Here is a 17,538-nt window from a genome sequence, read left to right as displayed (position 1 = left end):
TCGGCACGTGCATGGTGCCACCCGCGACGGCTGCGCCGATAACGAAGCCGAGTGGTGAAAAGGTCGGGCCAGAGACGCACGGAGGCCGTGCACCGGACTGGTGCACGGCCTCCGGAAATACGTGCCGGAATCAGCCGAGGCGCTCGATGATGGTGACGTTGGCGGTGCCGCCACCCTCACAGATGGTGAGCAGGCCGTAGCGGCCGTTCACGCGCTCCAGCTCATTGAGCAAGGTGGAGAACAGTTTCGCGCCGGTGGCTCCCAGGGGGTGGCCGAGGGCGATCGCGCCGCCGTTGCGGTTGACCTTCTCCGGGTCGGCGCCGGTCTCCTTGATCCAGGCCAGGACAACCGAGGCGAAGGCCTCGTTGATCTCGATGACGTCCATGTCGTCGATGGTGAGGCCGGTCTTCTCCAGAGCCCACTTGGTGGCCGGGATCGGCGCGGTGAGCATGTAGATCGGGTCCGCGCCACGGGCGCTCACATGGTGGATGCGGGCGCGCGGGGTCAGGCCGTATTCCTCGACCGCCCAGTCGGACGCGAGCAGGGTGGCGCTCGCGCCGTCGGAGATCTGGCTGGCGAGGGCGGCGGTGATGCGGCTGCCCTCGGCGAGGGGCTGCAGGCCGGCCATCTTCTCGAGGCTGGTCTCGCGCGGGCCCTCGTCGATCCAGAAATCACCCACCGGAACGATTTCGCGATCGAACTTGCCCTCGGCGATGGCCTTGCGGGCGCGGTCGTGCGAGCGGAGCGCCCACTCCTCCATCTCGCGGCGGGAGATGTCCCACTTCTCGGCGATCATGGTGGCCGAATTGAACTGGGAGACTTCGCCGGTGCCGTAGCGGTGGTCCCAGCCCTCGGCTCCGACGAAGGGCGAGTCGAAGCCGTAGGTCTGGCCCGCGAGCATGGCGGCGGAGATCGGGATGGCGCTCATGTTCTGCACGCCGCCCGCGACGATCACCTCGGACGTGCCGGACATGATGGCCTGCGCGCCGAAGGTGACCGACTGCTGCGAGGAGCCGCACTGGCGGTCGACCGTCACGCCCGGAACGGATTCCGGGTAGCCGGCGGCCAACCACGCTGTGCGAGCGATATTTCCGGCCTGCGGGCCGATGGTGTCGCAGCAGCCGAACACCACATCGTCGACATGTTTCGGGTCGATCTTGTTGCGGCCCATCAGGCCCCGCAGTGCGGCGGCGCCCAGATCGGCCGGATGCACCGAGGCGAGCGCGCCGCCGCGCTTGCCGACCGGGGTGCGCACGGCGTCGATGACATACGCCTCGCGCATGGGTGCGTACTGGCGGCGGGACGGTGCAGACATATCGGGAACTCCTACTGCTATGCGCGCGAATTCGGGGTGGTGAGCCCGTCGAGCACGATGGTGAGGTACTGCTTGGCGAGGCTGTCGACCGTGATGCGGCCACCGGGCTGGTACCAGCGCACCGACACCCACACGGTGTCGCGCAGGAACCGGTAGGCCAGTTCGATATCGAGTTCGGAGCGGAAGCTGCCGTCGGCGACACCGTTGGTGAGCACCTGGTGCCAGAGCTCGCGGAACTCCTTGTTGTACTCGGCGATGTAGTTGAAACGCGGTGTGGCGCTGAGGCGTTTGGCCTCGGCCTGGTAGATGGCGACGGCGGCGTGCGAGCGGTCGAAGGATTCGTAGGAGGCGATCACGAGGGCTTCGAGGGTGTCGCGGGCGCTCAGGCCCGAGCCGACGATCTCCCGATACCGGGCGAACAGGTCGTCGAGGAACCCACGCAGGATCTCGTCCACCATCGCTTCTTTCGAATCGAAGTGGTGGTAGAGACTCCCCGATAGAATCCCCGCCGCGTCGGCAATATCCCGGACGGTGGTCGCGCGCAGTCCGCGTTCGGCGAACAGGGTGGCGGCCAGCCCGAGCAGCTCGCTACGGCGTGCGGACTTCGAAGAGTCTGGTTGGGTCACCAGGCCAATATACAACCAAGCGTTTGCTTGGTCGAGGGTAGCCCCAACTCTCCGGGGCCTCTCAGGGGCTTCGCCCCCGAACCCCCCAACCACCAACACCTCCCCGGACCTCGCAGGGGCTTCGCCCCCGCACCCCAACCACCAGCCCCCTGGGCCTCTCAGAGGCTTCGCCCCCGAACCCTCAACCACCAGCCCCTCCCTGGGCCTCTCATGGGGCTTCGCTTCCCGAACCCCAACCACCAGCCCTCCCTGGGCCTCTCAGGGGCTTCGCCCCCGAACCCCAACCACCAACACCCCCAGGGCCTCAGGCCCGCTCCTGGCCCACGGCCGCGTCAGCGCACGCTGTAGCGGAGGGGTGAGGAGACGGAGAGGTCGGCTAGTAGGCGGTCGCAGATGACGACGGGCGATATGCCTGCGCGGGCCATGCGGGCTACGAGGGCCAAGCGTCTTTCGGGGCTGTCCCATTCGACGGTCAGGGGGCCGCGGCCGGGGCCGGCGTCGACTGTGGCCATGGCGCGGGGCGGGCCGGCGCCGTCGGGTTCTTCGCTGATCTTGAGGACCATGCCGCGCTGCCAGGCGCGGTAGGTCTCCATATCGGCGCCGATGACCAATTTGTCTGTGGCGGCGCATAATCCCTGTGCGATGCCGTCGGCGAAGGCGGCGCGGTCGTAGCGCATTCCGCGACAGCGCCGCACTACTTCCAGAAGGTCGGCGCGCACTTCACAGAGTAGGGCGGTCTGTTTTCGGCGGTGTCTTTCGGCCGCGGTGACTCCGTGCCCGTTCTCTCGGGAGAGTCCGAGTCGCCGGGCGCGTTCGCGGTCTCGAATCATGTCGCTGCGCAGTGCGGCTCGCGGGTCGCGAACCACATCGCCCTCGTCCACGGCGTGCTGTTCCAGAATCTGTGCCGCACGCATGGCGGTGGCGCGTTCGGAATCGTGATCGAGTAATTCCGCACCCAGGGTGAGTGCGGCCATGACGACATTATCGAGCCTGCGGCGTGCCAGGACGACCTCGCGCACGAGCTCGAGTTCCAGTTCTTCGGGGGCTTGTTCTTGTCGGCGTTCCGGACCCATGGGTCGCGCCCTTCGCTTTGCGGAACCGGCCTAAACCAGGATTGCACAACCAGGGGTAACGTGTCCCCGGCATTTTTCGCCGCAAGAAATATGGGCATGCACGCACCCCCTGTGACCACCGCCGGAACGACGAAACGCCCGGATGATGCGGACACTCCGCACTACCCGGGCGCTCGAATTACGCACGCCCGATTTCGAAATCGGGCGAACGCCATAAATCAGGCGCGCTGACTCGAAATGGAAACCACTTCACCGGTCAGGTACGTGGTGTAGTCGCTCGCCAGCATGGCGATGGTCGCGGCCACCTCCCACGGTTCGGCGGCGCGGCCGAAAGCCTCACCCGCGGCGAGCCGATCGAGTAGCTCACCCGAGGTGACCTTGTCCAGGAAGGCGTGCCGCGCGATGGACGGAGCCACGGCATTGATGCGCACACCGTACTCGGCCGCCTCGACAGCGGAGCAGCGCGTCAGTGCCATCACGCCCGCCTTGGCGGCCGCGTAGTGCGCCTGCCCGTGCTGGGCACGCCAGCCGAGCACGCTCGCGTTGTTGACGATCACGCCGCCGTGCCCGGCCTCGCGGAAGTACTTGAGCACGGCCCGGGTCGCGCGGAATGTGCCGTTCAACGTGATGTCGAGAACCTTGTCCCACTGCTCGTCGGTCATATCCACGACCGGCGTCTCACCACCCAGGCCCGCATTGTTGACCATGATGTCGATGCGGCTCATGGCCTGCACGGCCTGCGCGATGAGCTGATCCACCTGCTCGGTGCTGCTCACATCGCAGGGCACGGAAGCGATTCGACGATCCGGGAATTCGGCCTTCAGCGCCTCCTCGGTCTCCTTCAGGCGACGCTCGTGCCAATCGGAGACGAGTACATCCGCGCCCTCGGAGAGCAGGCGGCGCGCGGTTGCCGAACCGATGCCGGTGCCCGCGGCGGCGGTCACCACGGCGACCTTGCCGGCCAGCAGATTGTGCCCCGGAGTGATCTCGGGGGCGATGGAAAGGTCACTCACGGACGAGCCTCTCGGGGAAGTCCGAGCACGCGCTCGGAGATGATGTTGCGCTGCACTTCGTTCGAGCCGCCGTAGATGGTGTCGGCACGGCTGAACAGGAAAAGTCGCTGCCAGGCATTGAGATCGTCGCCCGGGGCGTCGGCGATCAGGCCGGGTGCGCCGAGCACATCCATGGCCAGTTCGCCCAGCTCGCGATGCCAGTTGGCCCACAGCAGCTTGGTGACCGAGGCCGAACCGGCGGCGGTGCGGGCGTCGACGGTGGCCCCGTCGTGACCGGACTCCAGAGTGCGCAGCACGTGGGCGCGCAGCACCCGCAGCCCGACCAGCATCTTGTCGAAACGATCCGCGATGACCGGGTTTTCGAGTGCGCCGAGCTTGCGGGCCACGGCCTCCAGATCGGAAAGCTCACGCGCGTAGCGGATCTGCTGGCCGACCGTGGAGATGCCGCGCTCGAAGGTCAGCGTGCCCATGGCGACCTTCCAGCCGTCGCCGGGCTGCCCGACCACGAGATCGGCCGCGGTGCGGGCGTTGTCGAAGAAGACCTCGTTGAATTCGGCGGTCCCGGTGAGCTGGATGATCGGCCGCACCTCGACGCCCGGCTGCTTCATGGGCACGAGCAGATAGGACAGGCCGTGATGCCGGGTCGACCCCTTCTCGGTGCGCGCGACCACGAAGCACCAGTCGGACAGGTGTGCCAGCGAGGTCCAGATCTTCTGCCCGGAGATCGACCACTCGTCGCCGTCCAGGTAGGCGGAGGTGGTGACGGCGGCGAGGTCCGAGCCCGCGCCGGGCTCCGAATAGCCTTGGCACCACAGTTCGGTGACGTTCTTGATGCCCGGCAGGAATCGCTTCTTCTGTTCCTCGGTGCCGAAGGCCAGCACGGTCGGGCCGAGCAGTTCCTCACCCAGGTGCGAGACCCGGCTGGGCGCGTCGGCCTTGGCGTACTCCTCGTGGAAGATGACCTGCTGCCGCAGTGTGGCGTCGCGGCCGCCCCACTCCTTGGGCCAGCCCAGGCAGGTCCAGCCGGCGGCGGCGAGGTGGCGGTCCCATTCGAGGCGCTCGTCGAAGGCTTCGTGCTCGCGGCCCGGTCCGCCCAGACCGCGCAGTTCACGGAACTCGCCGTTCAGGGTTTCGGCCAGCCATTCCCGCACGTCGGAGCGGAACTTCGCGTCCTCGGCAGCGCTGATCCCGCTGGCCGGTTCGGGGGTCTGGATCATGCTCACCTCCGTAGAGTAACCTACCAAGCACTTGCTTTGTTAGACCCGTTCTCGGACGCTCGGAGACCCCGTGACATCCCCACCGCAGACCACACCGCTCGCGCTGCACGCCGCCGTGGACACCCACGGTGACGCACCCGCCGTGTTCGACGGTGCCGTGCGGCTGAGCTGGGCACAACTGCTCGACTCGGTCCGTGAGACTGCCCGTGTGCTGCTCGCACGCGGCCTCCAGCGCGGCGACCGGATCGGCATCTGGGCTCCCAACACCCATCACTGGGTCACCGCGGCACTGGCCACCCACTACGTGGGCGCGGTCATCGTGCCGCTGAACACCCGGTACGTGGCCGACGAAGCCGCCGACGTGCTGGCGCGGGTCGAAGCCAAGGCGCTGTTCATCGTGGGCGATTTCCTGGGGCGCGATCGACTGGCCGAATTGCGGGCCGACGCACCGGAACTCGCCATCGAGACGATCATCGTCATTCCCGGTGACCGGGACGCGGCGGTCGAGAACGCCATCGGCTGGGACGAACTGCCGAAGCTGGCCGAGGCCGTCAGCCTCGAGGACGCCATCGCACGCGCGGAATCCGTTCGGCCCGAAGATGTCTCGGACATCCTCTTCACCTCCGGCACCACCGGGCGCAGCAAGGGCGTGCTCATCCCGCACACCAATGCGCTGACCAGCGCGCGGGCCTGGGTCGACTGCGCCACGCTGAACAGCACGGACCGGTACCTGGTGGTGCCGCCGTTCTTCCACAGCTTCGGCTACAAGGCGGGCATTCTCGCGTGCCTGGTGACCCGCGCGACCATCGTCCCGCAGATCACCTTCGACGTGCCGGAGACCATGCGGCTGGTGGCCGATGAGCAGATCACCGTGCTCACCGGGCCGCCCACGATCTTCCAGACCATTCTCGAACATCCCGCGCGGGCGCAGGCCGACCTGTCCTCGCTGCGCGTCGCCGTCACCGGCGCGGCCACCGTGCCCGTGGTGCTCATCGAAAGAATGCGCGGTGAACTGGATTTCGAGGTGGTGCTGACCGCGTACGGGCAGACCGAATCCGGTGGCTTCGGCACCATGTGCCGTCCCGAGGATTCCGCGGAGACCATCGCGAACACCTGCGGCCGGGCCATCGACGGGTTCGAGACCAAGCTGGCCGACAATGGCGAACTGCTGCTGCGCAGTTCGCAGATCATGCTCGGCTACCTGGACGATCCGCAGGCCACCGCCGCCACCATCGATCCGGACGGGTGGCTGCACACCGGTGACGTGGCGGTGATCGACGAACGCGGCTACATCAAGATCACCGACCGGCTCAAGGACATGTACATCTCCGGCGGCTTCAACGTGTATCCCGCCGAGATCGAACAGGCGCTGGCCCGGCTGACCGGAGTCGCCGAGAGCGCGGTCATCGGGGTGCCGGACGAGCGCATGGGCGAGGTCGGCAAGGCGTACGTGGTGCGCAAGCCGGGGGCCGAACTGACCACCGAAGATGTTGTGGCGCATGCCAAGAAGCTGCTCGCCAACTACAAGGTCCCGCGGTTCGTCGAGTTCCGCGACGCGCTGCCCTACAGCGCGGCGGGCAAGGTACTGAAGCGGCAACTACGTGAGGAGACGGCATGAGCCAGGAACTGGGAGCGGTCCCGGACGAGGGCGAGGTCGTCCTGTACGAGAAGCGCGGACCCGTAGCGGTCGTCACGCTGAACCGGCCGGACTACCGCAATGCGCAGAACTCGGTCATGACCTACGCGCTCGACGCCGCATTCACGCGGGCCGTCGAGGACGCCGAGGTCAAGGTGATCGTATTGGGCGGCGCGGGAAAGCATTTCAGCGCCGGGCACGATATCGGCACTCCTGGCCGCGATCATCACATCTCGTACGAGAACAAGGCCGCGCTGTGGTGGGACCATGTGGACCGGCCCGGCGGCGACCAGCGGTTCGCGCGCGAATCCGAGGTGTACCTGGGCATGTGCCGCCGCTGGCGGGAGATCCCCAAGCCGACCATCGCCATGGTGCAGGGCGCGTGCATCGCGGGCGCGCTCATGCTGGCCTGGTCGTGCGACATGATCGTGGCCTCCGAGGACGCGTTCTTCTCCGATCCCGTTGTGCGGATGGGCATCCCGGGTGTCGAGTACTTCGCGCACCCGTGGGTGCTGGGTCCGCGCCGGGCCAAGGAGATCCTGTTCACCGGTGACCGCTTCACCGCCGCCGAGGCGTACGAGTGGGGCATGGTGAATCGCGTTGTGGCGCGGGAGAACCTGGAGACCGAAACGTTCGCGCTGGCCGAGAAGATCTCGGCCATGCCGCAATTCGGGCTGGCGCTCGCCAAGAAGGCCGTCAACCAGTGCGAGGACCTGATGGGCATGCGCGCCGGCATGGATTCCGTCTTCGGGCTGCATCACTTCGCGCACGCCCACAACGCCGAGGTCGGAGCGGACTCGCTCGGCGGCATGAACGCCAAGTCCATGAAGGCCACGGCGACCACGACACAGCAGAACGGGGCCGAGTAGGTGGATCTCGAATTCGACAGCAAGACCGAGGAATTCCGGAAGGAAGTCCGGGAGTTCCTGGCCGCCAACGTGCCCGCCACTCCCCTGCCGTCCATGGACTCGGCCGAGGGGTTCGAGGCGCACCGGGCGTGGGAGGCCAAGCTGGCCGACGCCCGGCTGTCCTGTGTGGCCTGGCCCGCCGAGTACGGCGGGCGGGACGCCTCGCTGACCGAATGGGTGGTCTTCGAGGAGGAGTACTACGCCGCCGGTGCGCCCGGACGCGTCTCGCAGAACGGCATCTTCCTGCTCGCGCCGACGCTCTTCGAGCACGGTTCGCCGGAGCAGCTGGCCCGGATCCTGCCCAGAATGGCGCGCGCCGAGGACATCTGGGCGCAGGCCTGGTCGGAGCCCGAGGCCGGTAGCGACCTCGCGGGTATCCGCTCCACCGCCAAGCGCACCGATGGCGGGTGGATTCTCAACGGGCAGAAGACGTGGAGTTCCCGTGCCTCCTACGCGGATTGGGGCTTCGGCCTGTTCCGCAGCGATCCGGAGGCCGAGCGGCACCGCGGGCTCACCTACCTGATGTTCCCGCTGACCGCCGAGGGCGTCACCGTGCGGCCGATCCCGCAGCTGGACGGCGAGCCCGGGTTCGCGGAGATCTTCCTCGACAATGTGTTCGTGCCGGACGCCGATGTGATCGGTGAGGCCAACAACGGCTGGAAGGTCGCCATGGCCACCTCCAGCAATGAGCGCGGCCTGTCGCTGCGCAGCCCCGGCCGGTTCAACGCCACCGCCGCCAAGCTCATCGACCTGTGGCGCACAGTCGGTTCCGAGACCGACACCGCCGTGCGTGACCGCGTGGTGGACGCCTGGGTCGGCGCGGAGGCCTACCGCCTCAACACCTGGGCCACTGTCACCCGCCTGGCCGACGGCGGTCAGCTGGGCGCGGAATCCTCGATGAACAAGGTGTTCTGGTCCGAGCTCGATATCGCCATGCACGAGACCGCGCTCGATCTGCACGGCGCGGCCGCCGAACAGGAGTCGGCCTGGACCGACGGCTACCTGTTCTCGCTCGCGGGCCCGATCTACGCGGGCACCAACGAGATTCAGCGCAACATCATCGCCGAACGCCTGCTCGGCCTGCCGCGATAGCCACCCGGAGGACGACGACATGCGATTCGCATTGACCGCAGAACAGAACGATTTCGCCGCCAGCCTGCGCAAGATCGGCGAGTCCGCCAAGACGCCCGGCGTCGTACGCGCCTGGGGCGCGGGCGATTCCGCCGCGGGCAAGGCGCTCATCGGCCAGCTCGCCGAGGCGGGCGCGCTGGGCCTGACCATCACCGAGGACAACGGCGGCTTCGGCGCGGGTCCGGTCGAGCTGATCGTGGCCTTCACCGAGATCGGCCGGGCCGCCGTGCCCGGACCGCTGGTGGAGACCGCCGCCGCGATTCCGGCTCTGCTGCAGGCACTTCCGGATTCGGCACTCGCCGCCGCGCGACTCCCGGAGCTCGCCGAGGGCGCGAAGCTCGGCACCCTGGGCCTGGCCACCGCCTCGGCGGTCTCGGCCGGTTCGGCGGCATCGGGGACGGTCCTCGCGTTGGACGCCGATATCGCCGACCTGGTGCTGCTGGCCGAGGGCGACCGGCTCTCGGTGGCGGTGGTCGACGAGCAGGTGACCTCGATCGACGCCGCCCGCCGCCTGTTCGCGGTGCACCAGGGCGACATCCTGGCCGAGGGCGCGGGCGTGCGCGAGGCCGTCGAAACCGCTTTCGACACAGCCGCTCTCGCTGCCGCGGCGCAGCTGCTGGGCGCGGGCCGCGCCCTGCTGGACACCAGCGTCGAGTACGTGAAGCAGCGCCAGCAGTTCGGCACCCCCATCGGCCGCTACCAGTCCATCAAGCACCACCTGGCCAATGTGCTCATCGGCCTGGAGATGGCGCAGCCGCTGCTCTACCGTGCCGCGTTGACGCTCCAGGACGGCACGGACGCCACCACCCGGGCCCGCGACGTCTCCGCCGCCAAACTGGCCGCCGGCGAAGCCGCCTACCAGGCCGCCCGCATCGCCCTCCAGGTGCACGGCGCGATCGGCTACACCGCCGAATGCGACCTGTCCCTGTGGCTGACCAAGGTCACCGCACTGCGGTCCGCCTGGGGCACACCGGATCTGCACCGCTCACGGATCGCCGCCGCCCTGCGCGCGGAATCGGGCACGGCCGCATGATCCGGCCCGCCCGCTTCCGGAGTATCACCGCCCGGCTCACCGAATTCACCGGTCCGAGCGGTGGCGCTGCGTGCGGGCGGCCGGCTTCGGCCCGCCACCACAACCATTCCGAAACCTCGCATCCGTCTCGCCCCGCGAGCACGCTGCACTTCGACCTCATCGGAGCCGACGCATGACCATCACCGCCGAACAGCAGGAACTCGCCAGCACCGTCCGCGCCGTGCTGGCCAAGCACGGGGACAGTGCGGCCATGCGGCGCGGGCTCGAGGGTGAGCGCGGGTACGACGAGCAGTTGTGGACGCTGCTGTGCGAGCAGGTCGGGGTTGCGGCGCTCGCCATTCCGGAGGAATTCGGGGGCGTGGGCGTCGGACTGGTCGAATCCCTGCTCGTGGTCGAGGAATTGGGGCGCACGCTTGCCTCGCCGCCGATGCTCGGGTCCGCCGTGCTGGGTGTGCAGGCGGTGCTGCTGGCCGGGAACGCCGAGGCGAGTGCGCGGCTGCTGCCCGAGGTCGCAGAGGGTGCGCGCACGCTCGCGGTGTGCTGGGCCGGGGCGAGCGGCTGGGATTCGTTCGGGGTCCGTGCGGACGGCGGAAAGCTTTCCGGGACGGCGCATTACGTGCTCGACGGCACCTATGCCGACACTCTGCTCGTGGTGACCGCCGACGGCCTGTTCGAGGTCGACGGAAATGCCGAGGGCGTTACCCGGACCGCCGTGCCGCCCATGGATCCGACTCGTCGCCTGACCACGATCGACTTCGCGTCGGTCGAGGCTCGCGCGCTCGGTCCGGTCGATATCGCCCGGTTGCGGGAAATCGCCTGGGCCGCAGTGGCTGCCGAGCAGCTCGGCGCGGCCGAGCGGTGCTTGGACATGACCGTGGAGTACAGCAAGTCCCGCGTGCAGTTCGGGCGGCCCATCGGCAGCTTCCAGGCGTTGAAGCATCGCATGGCGGATATGTACGTACTGGTGGAGTCGGCGCGTTCGCTGGTGTACCTGGCTGTTTCGGGTCTGGCCGACGGGTCCGCCGAGGCGGTCGACATCGCCGCCGCGCGACTGCACGCCATCGCCACACTGAACTCGGTGGTGTCGGAGACTGTGCAGATGCACGGCGGTATCGCCATCACCTGGGAGCACGACGCGCATCTGTTCTTCAAGCGCGCCCACGGCGACGCACAACTGTTCGGCACCCCCGCACACCCGCTGGCACGACCGGCCTAGAACTCCGTTTCCCCTGCAACCGAGCGGTCCGCGCACTCACCGTGCGCGGACCGCTCGGCGTTGAGTGGCATTTCGCCGCCCTCCAGCAACTCAGCCGCGGTGCCGACCATGATCGATCGACTCAACCACCGGTCGAGCAAGTCCAGATCAGCATGGGGTCCGGAATCGCCTGGTTCGGTGCGAGCTGTGGTGTGGCGCAGTGGTATTCGGGTCAGTGGTGCAGGATCTCGACCTCACGTACCGGGGGCTTGCGGCCGAACTTGGCGCGCAGGGGGTACAGGGCCGCTACGAAGAGCAGGCTCACCGTGGAGGCGATCAGTTGGTTGCGCTGGTCGGGGTTGCGGGCCATGGCGACGAAGACGACGCCGATGGCTACGACGACCAGCCAGGACAGGTACGGGTAGCCCCACATGCGGTAGGTCAGGGCGGACGGGTCCTCGCGGCGCAGGCGGGAGCGCAGGCGCAGCTGGGAGAACATGATGGCCACGTAGACGAAGGCCAGGATCACGCCGATGGAGTTCACCAGGAAGGTGAAGACCTTGTCCGGGGAGATGTAGGAGGCGATGACCGCGCCCCAGGCGGCGACCGTGCCGAGCAGGACCGCGCGCGCCGGGACGCCGCGCTTGTTCAGCTTCACCAGGGAGGCGGGCGCGTCGCCGTCGCGGGTGAGCACGTAGAGCATGCGGGAGGAGACGTAGATGGCCGAGTTCAGCACCGACAGCACCGCGGTCAGGATGACCACCTGCATGATCGTGCCCGCCGCCGGGATGCCGATGCGGTCCAGGGTGCTGACGAACGGGCTGGTCAGGACCTTGGCGTCATTCCACGGCAGGATGGTGACGACCAGGAAGATCGAGGCCACGTAGAAGATGCCGACGCGCCACAGCACGTTGTTGGTGGCGCGGGCCACCTCGCGGCCGGGCTCCTTGGATTCGGCGGCGGCCATGCTGACGATCTCGGTGCCGCCGAAGGCGAACATGACCACCACGATGGCCGAGAAGATGCCGCTCACGCCATTGGGGGCGAAGCCGCCGAAGGCGGTCAGGTTGTGGAAGCCGGGTTCGGAGTCGGGCCACAGGCCGGTCACCCAGGCGATGCCGACCACCAGGAACAGCACGATGGCCACGACCTTGATGGAGGCGAACCAGAATTCGAACTCACCGAAGGATTTGACCGAGATCAGGTTCACGGCGGTCATGACGATGAGCAGGCCGGCGGACAGGACCCACTGGTCGAGGTCGATCCACTGGCCCAGGATCGCCGCTCCCGCAACGGCTTCCGCGCCGACGAGCACCACGTACAGGTACCAGTAGAGCCAGCCGACCAGGAATCCGGCGAACGGGCCCATGGACATGCGCGCGTATTCGGCCAGCGAGCCCGCGACCGGGCGGGCGACGACCATCTCGCCGAGGGCACGCAGCACGCACAGCACGAGGAGTCCGGCGGCGGCGTAGGAGAGGATCGCGGCGGGTCCGGCGGTCTGGATGACCGAGCCGCTGCCGACGAAGAGTCCCGCGCCGATCGCACCGCCGATGGCGATCATCGTCATATGACGGCGGCGCAGTCCGGTCCGGAGACCCTGGTGCGCGGCGACGTCCCCGTCCTGTGTCTGGACGTTCTCGTCCGGCATCTGACAGCCACTTCCTCACTGTTTGCCACAATGTTGCGCCAACACCATAACGGTCCTGGTCATGCGCCCAAAAACCGAGGTGTGATCTGGGTCGCGAGACCCCGGCGTACCGTCGGAGGGTATGAGCGAGACGAAGCCCGCTACCGTCCGCGTCGAATCCTGCGCCAAGCGGGTTCGCACCTACCTGGGCGGCCATCTGGTCGCCGACACCACCCGGCCGGTCCTGGTCTGGGAGCATCCCTACTTCCCCACGTATTACCTCCCCGCCGCGGATCTCACCGCCAAACTCGAACCGTCCGGAAAGACGCACCGCTCCAGTTCGCGCGGCGACGGCACGGAATTCGATGTGCTGGTCGACAATTCGACCGCGTTCGGGGCCGCGGTGCGCTTCCTCGACTCGCCCGTCAGCGAACTCCGGGATCTGGTGCGCATCGAATTCGATGCCATGGACCAGTGGTTCGAGGAGGACGAACCCATCTACGTGCACCCGCGCGACCCGTACAGCCGGGTCGACATCCTGGCCAGTTCCCGCCACATTCGCGTGGAGGTCGACGGCGTCACCGTCGCGGACTCGCGCCGCCCCAGCATCCTGTTCGAAACCGGCCTGCCCGCACGGTATTACCTGCCGCTGACCGATGTGCGCATGGACCTGCTGCGACCCTCGACCACCGAATCCCAGTGCCCCTACAAGGGAAAGGCCGCGTACTGGAGCGTGCGGGTCGGCGAGAACGAGTATCCGGACATTGTCTGGACATACCGGACGCCGCTGCCGGAGAGCCAGAAGATTGCGGGTATGGCCTGCTTCTACAACGAGAAGGTCGACATCTATATCGACGGCGAACTCCAGGAGCGGCCGAAGTCACCGTTCAGCTAGGCGGTAGTCGCTTCCCGGTCAGGCGGTGACCGGCGCACGGGACAGTAGCGCCCGCGTCACCTCGTGTGCCGGATCCGCGAAAACCTCGGCGGTGCCGCCGAATTCGACCACTCGACCGGAATCGAGCACCGCCACGGTATCGGTGCGGTCGGCGATGAGCGGCAGATCGTGTGCGATCACCACCAGCGCCAGCCGGTGCAGCTCCCGCAGCTCCGCGAGCAGATCCATGATCGCGTCGGCGGTCGGCCCGTCCAGGGCCGAGGTCACCTCGTCACAGATCAGCACATCGGGCTCTGCCGCCAGCGCCCGCGCGATGGCCACCCGCTGCCGCTGCCCACCCGACAACTCGTGCGGAAACCGCTGCGCGAAGCCGGGTTCCAGATGCACGGCCGCCAGCAGCTCCGTCACCCGTGCGGCGGTCTCGCCCCGTGCACACCGGCGGTGCAGCCGCAACGGCCGGGCGAGCGTCGCCCCGACGGTCCGGCTCGGATTCAACGCGCCCAACGGATTCTGCGGCACCAGCTGCACCCGTCGCCGCTCCTCCCGGCTCCGTCGTCGCGACTCGCCCCGCAGCTCCGCCCCGTCGAGCACCACCACTCCACGCTCCGCCGGCTGCAACCCCACGATGACCCGCGCCAGAGTCGTCTTCCCCGATCCGGAAGGCCCGACGATCCCCACGGCTTCGGCGGTCCCCACCGCGAGCGCGATATCCCGCAGCACCTCGACGCCGCTGTCCGCGAACCGCGCATACAGTCCGCGTACCGCGAGAACAGGCTGTCGCGTATCGAATCCGGCCCCCGCGCTCTCCGTGGGGTGCGTGCTGTCACCGGAGTCCGCGCCACCGCTGGCGGGGGTGCTCTGAGCGCCTTCAGAGGAGGGGGCCACTTCGATCGTGGGCGCGTCGGAAGGTTCGGCCGGGGTGATGAGGCGGCCGATGGGTGCGACCCCTGCTTCGCCGGTCCGAAGACGGCGCTCCTGCGGCCTGGCAGTACCGATGGGTGCGACGCACGCTTCACCGGTCCGGGAGCGGTGCTCCTGTGGCCCGGCGGTGCCGTTGGGTGCGACGCACGCTTCACCGGTCCGGGGGCGGCGCTCCTGCGGCCCGGCGGTGCCGACCGGCACCCGCGAAGGTGTCAGGTGCACTACGTCATCCGCGATGCGCTCAACGAGTTCGAGGTCGTGACAGGCCAATACGACGGCGAGTCCACGGGCGCGGGCGAGTTCGAGCAGCAGGTCGCCGATCTCGTCCCGGAGGCCGGGATGCAGCCCGGCCGTCGGTTCGTCGAGCAGCAGCACCTCGGGGCGGCGGGCCAGGGCGCGGGCGATGGCCACGCGCCGCTGCTGGCCGCCGGAGAGCCCGCGTGGCCGGGCCGCGAGAAGGCTTGCGTCGGATGGAAGCCGAACGTCGGCGAGAAGTACTGCCGGATCGGTCTTTTCGTTCGTGAGCTCGCGAACGAGGGACCGCACCCGCATGCGCGGATTGAGCGCCGCACCGGGATCCTGTCCGACGTAGGCGATCCTCCTGCGCCGTAGTTCACGCACCCCGCGTTCGTCCAGCTCGAACACGTCCTCCCCCAGCACCCGCACCCGCCCGCCGGTCCGTACCGTCCCCGGCGGCAACCAACCCGTCACCGCCCGCAGCAGGGTCGTCTTGCCCGCTCCCGATGCACCCGTGAGCGCGAGCACCCTCCCCTCCAAGGCACGAAAAGTCGTGTCCCGCAGCAGAAGACGACCGTCCTCGGCCGCGATGGTGAGCCCCTCCACCTGGATCGCCGCCGACTGCGCCCGGCCGACACTCATCGAAGACTCACCGCCTTGCGGCCGAGCTGGGGTGCGAGGGCCGACGCGGCGAGGTTGACGCTCATGGCGAGCAAGCCGATGAGGATGCTCGGGGCGATGACCGGCCAGGGGTTGAGCATGATGCCGGGGCCGTTCTCGCGAATCATGAGGGCCCAGTCGGCGGCGGGCGGTTGCGGGCCGATCTGGAGGAAGCCCGCCGTGGCGACGATGTAGACGGCGGCGACGAAGCGCAGACCGAACAGGGCCAGCAGGGTGGCGCGCAGGTTCGGCAGTACCTCGCGGAAGATCAGGTGGCCCAGGCGTTCACCGCCCGCCGCGGCGGCCTCCACATATCCGGAGGCAGCCACCGGTGCGGCGGCCCCGGCCACCAGACGGACCGCGTACGGCACACCCAGCACCACCGCGGCGACGACGATGGCGGGACGGCCACCATCCCGCCACGCCATGGCGACGACCAGCAGACCGAGCACCGCGGGCAGCAGAATCAGCAGATCGGCGGCACGATCCAGCACACGCCCGAAACCGGGCCGCAACGCCCCGGCCGCCCCGAGCACCGCCGCGAGCCCGGTGACCAGAACCGCCGCGACCAGTGCGGAAACCACCAGATCCCACCCGCCCGCGAGCACCCGGCTCAACACATCCCGCCCGAGCAGATCCCCGCCCAGCGGAGCCACCGCACTCGGTTCCGCATAGGGCCCCGTCACCGGAACATCGACGGCATGTGGAGCGAACCACGGACCGAGCAGCGCCGCTCCGACGAGCAGCAGTGCGGGCAGCAGCCGCACCACGGCGGCGACGCGACGACGCCCGGATCCACCTGCCGCCGAGCCGATTCCGCTCCGCTGAGCCGTTCCGGCACCAGTCGTGGACCTTGCGGGCGATGGAGTCGACGCCTCGCTCCGGTCGGGAACCGGGGTCATCGGCGGACTCCTGACAGTGCGTCACGGACGAGGTCGGCGGCCAGCAGGAGCAGGGTGATCACCGCACCGGTGAGTGCGGCCACACCGGCGATCAGCGGGGCGTCGCGATCGGCCACGGCGGAGGCGAGGACCGAGCCGACACCGGGGTAGTTGAACACCGTTTCGACCACGACCGCCCCGCCGAGCAGCATGCCGGTGGAGGTGGCGAGACCGGTGACCACGGCCGGGAGAGCGCCCGGAAGCACATGGCGAAACAGAATGCGTTGTGGCGCAAGGCCGTCCAGCACCGCGGCTTCGACATGCGGTTCGCGCGCCTCGTCGGCCAGGGCGGCGCGCACGATGCGGATGTTCCACCCGGTTTGGGGAACGGTGAGCGCCAGCACCGGCAGCACCAGCATGCTCCAGTCAGTGGGGCTGCCCGTGGCGTCGGTGAGGGTGACGGCCGGGAGCCAACCGGCCCACAGCGACAGAATCGCGGCGAGTGCCACGGCCACAACGAATTCCGGAAGGGCCAGCGTCGCGGTAGCCAGACCGGAGATGACGCGATCAACCGCACCACCCGGCCGCAGCGCCGCCCAGCAGCCGAGCGTCAAGGCGAGGGCGGCGGTCAGCAGGAGTGCGATTCCGCCCAGCAGCAGGGTGTTCGGGAAGGGACCGGAGATCAGCTCGGTAACGGGAACACCGCGCGCGGAGGTGCCGAGGTCACCGGTCGGTAGTCCGCTGATCCAGTCCCAGAACCGTTCCAGCACAGGACGATCCAAGCCCAGCACGGCGCGGCGACGCGCGGTGTCCGCCGCGCTCTCGCCGCGCTCGGCGGCAGCCCCCGCCGCGTCCCCTGGCAGTAGATCCACGGCCACGAAGATCAGCGCGAGCAGCGCCGTCAGCAGCAGGGCACGCTTCACGAGGGTGGATCCGAACCGCACAGCGCTCGTCCACTCCATCGGCCGCCGCGCCGATCCGGGCGAAGTTTCGGTCGACATACCGCGCCCCGCACCGGCTTCCGCTGGTGGCAGAGCCACAGCAGAAGGGTTCGCCCGTCGCGGCACGGCCGCCGGAGTTGTCGAGCTCGCCGACGCGGATGCGGATGAAGTCTCCTTGCCCGCCGCCGTTCCCGCGGGTGCCGCAAGTCCCGATTCCGGTGAAATC

Annotated in this window: 15 protein-coding genes; 6 read left to right on the top strand and 9 right to left on the bottom strand. The window is 68.7% G+C overall.

Going from position 1 to position 17,538, the window contains the following annotated elements:
- Nucleotides 1-130: 130 nt before the first annotated feature.
- From JK358_RS23995 to JK358_RS23975, 5 genes are all read right to left on the bottom strand, one after another.
- Nucleotides 131-1,282 (bottom strand): acetyl-CoA C-acetyltransferase, encoded by a 1,152-nt coding sequence (locus JK358_RS23995; RefSeq protein WP_201951450.1) that lies wholly within the window; start codon nt 1,280-1,282, stop codon nt 131-133.
- A gap of 50 nt (nt 1,283-1,332) precedes the next feature.
- Nucleotides 1,333-1,941 (bottom strand): TetR/AcrR family transcriptional regulator, encoded by a 609-nt coding sequence (locus JK358_RS23990; protein WP_201950770.1) that lies wholly within the window; start codon nt 1,939-1,941, stop codon nt 1,333-1,335.
- Nucleotides 1,942-2,273: 332 nt separating this feature from the next.
- Nucleotides 2,274-3,014: a hypothetical protein gene (locus JK358_RS23985; protein ID WP_201950769.1), complete on the bottom strand. Its 741-nt coding sequence runs from the start codon at nt 3,012-3,014 to the stop codon at nt 2,274-2,276.
- Between the two features lie 218 nt (nt 3,015-3,232).
- The gene (locus JK358_RS23980; RefSeq protein WP_201950767.1) at nt 3,233-4,027 is read right to left on the bottom strand and encodes an SDR family oxidoreductase; all 795 of its coding nucleotides are present in this window, start codon (nt 4,025-4,027) and stop codon (nt 3,233-3,235) included.
- Entirely contained in the window at nt 4,024-5,244 is a 1,221-nt protein-coding gene (locus tag JK358_RS23975) for an acyl-CoA dehydrogenase family protein (RefSeq protein ID WP_201951448.1), read from the bottom strand. Before JK358_RS23975 ends, JK358_RS23980 begins: the two co-directional genes overlap by 4 nt.
- A gap of 70 nt (nt 5,245-5,314) precedes the next feature.
- Between JK358_RS23975 and JK358_RS23970 the strand changes: the two genes are divergently transcribed.
- The 5 genes from JK358_RS23970 (at nt 5,315) to JK358_RS23950 (ending at nt 11,168) form a co-directional block, all read left to right on the top strand.
- Nucleotides 5,315-6,862, top strand: coding sequence for a FadD3 family acyl-CoA ligase (locus JK358_RS23970; protein ID WP_201950764.1), 1,548 nt, complete (start codon nt 5,315-5,317; stop codon nt 6,860-6,862).
- Nucleotides 6,859-7,749, top strand: coding sequence for an enoyl-CoA hydratase (locus JK358_RS23965; protein ID WP_201950762.1), 891 nt, complete (start codon nt 6,859-6,861; stop codon nt 7,747-7,749). The genes JK358_RS23970 and JK358_RS23965 overlap by 4 nt, the downstream gene beginning before the upstream one ends.
- On the top strand, nt 7,750-8,880 hold the full coding sequence (locus JK358_RS23960; protein WP_201950761.1) for an acyl-CoA dehydrogenase family protein: 1,131 nt from the start codon (nt 7,750-7,752) through the stop codon (nt 8,878-8,880).
- A 19-nt stretch (nt 8,881-8,899) separates the two neighbouring features.
- The gene (locus JK358_RS23955; protein ID WP_201950759.1) at nt 8,900-9,952 is read left to right on the top strand and encodes an acyl-CoA dehydrogenase family protein; all 1,053 of its coding nucleotides are present in this window, start codon (nt 8,900-8,902) and stop codon (nt 9,950-9,952) included.
- 172 nt (nt 9,953-10,124) lie between these two features.
- A complete protein-coding gene (locus tag JK358_RS23950) occupies nt 10,125-11,168 on the top strand; it encodes an acyl-CoA dehydrogenase family protein (protein ID WP_201950755.1) in 1,044 nt (347 codons plus the stop codon).
- A 211-nt stretch (nt 11,169-11,379) separates the two neighbouring features.
- On the opposite strand, the gene JK358_RS23945 is transcribed toward JK358_RS23950, so the two are convergent.
- On the bottom strand, nt 11,380-12,798 hold the full coding sequence (locus JK358_RS23945; protein WP_201950746.1) for an amino acid permease: 1,419 nt from the start codon (nt 12,796-12,798) through the stop codon (nt 11,380-11,382).
- A 121-nt stretch (nt 12,799-12,919) separates the two neighbouring features.
- Between JK358_RS23945 and JK358_RS23940 the strand changes: the two genes are divergently transcribed.
- A complete protein-coding gene (locus JK358_RS23940; RefSeq protein WP_201950744.1) occupies nt 12,920-13,672 on the top strand; it encodes a DUF427 domain-containing protein in 753 nt (250 codons plus the stop codon).
- Nucleotides 13,673-13,690: 18 nt separating this feature from the next.
- Here JK358_RS23940 and JK358_RS23935 read toward each other — a convergent pair whose 3' ends face one another.
- From JK358_RS23935 to JK358_RS23925, 3 genes are all read right to left on the bottom strand, one after another.
- Nucleotides 13,691-15,472: an ABC transporter ATP-binding protein gene (locus tag JK358_RS23935; protein WP_201950743.1), complete on the bottom strand. Its 1,782-nt coding sequence runs from the start codon at nt 15,470-15,472 to the stop codon at nt 13,691-13,693.
- Nucleotides 15,469-16,260 (bottom strand): ABC transporter permease, encoded by a 792-nt coding sequence (locus JK358_RS23930; protein WP_307817703.1) that lies wholly within the window; start codon nt 16,258-16,260, stop codon nt 15,469-15,471. Before JK358_RS23930 ends, JK358_RS23935 begins: the two co-directional genes overlap by 4 nt.
- Nucleotides 16,261-16,388: 128 nt before the next feature.
- Nucleotides 16,389-17,372: an ABC transporter permease gene (locus tag JK358_RS23925; RefSeq protein WP_232851777.1), complete on the bottom strand. Its 984-nt coding sequence runs from the start codon at nt 17,370-17,372 to the stop codon at nt 16,389-16,391.
- Nucleotides 17,373-17,538 lie beyond the last annotated feature (166 nt).

Source organism: Nocardia acididurans, assembly GCF_016741815.1.
Lineage (GTDB): Bacteria > Actinomycetota > Actinomycetes > Mycobacteriales > Mycobacteriaceae > Nocardia > Nocardia acididurans.
This window is presented reverse-complemented; position numbering and strand designations above follow the sequence as displayed.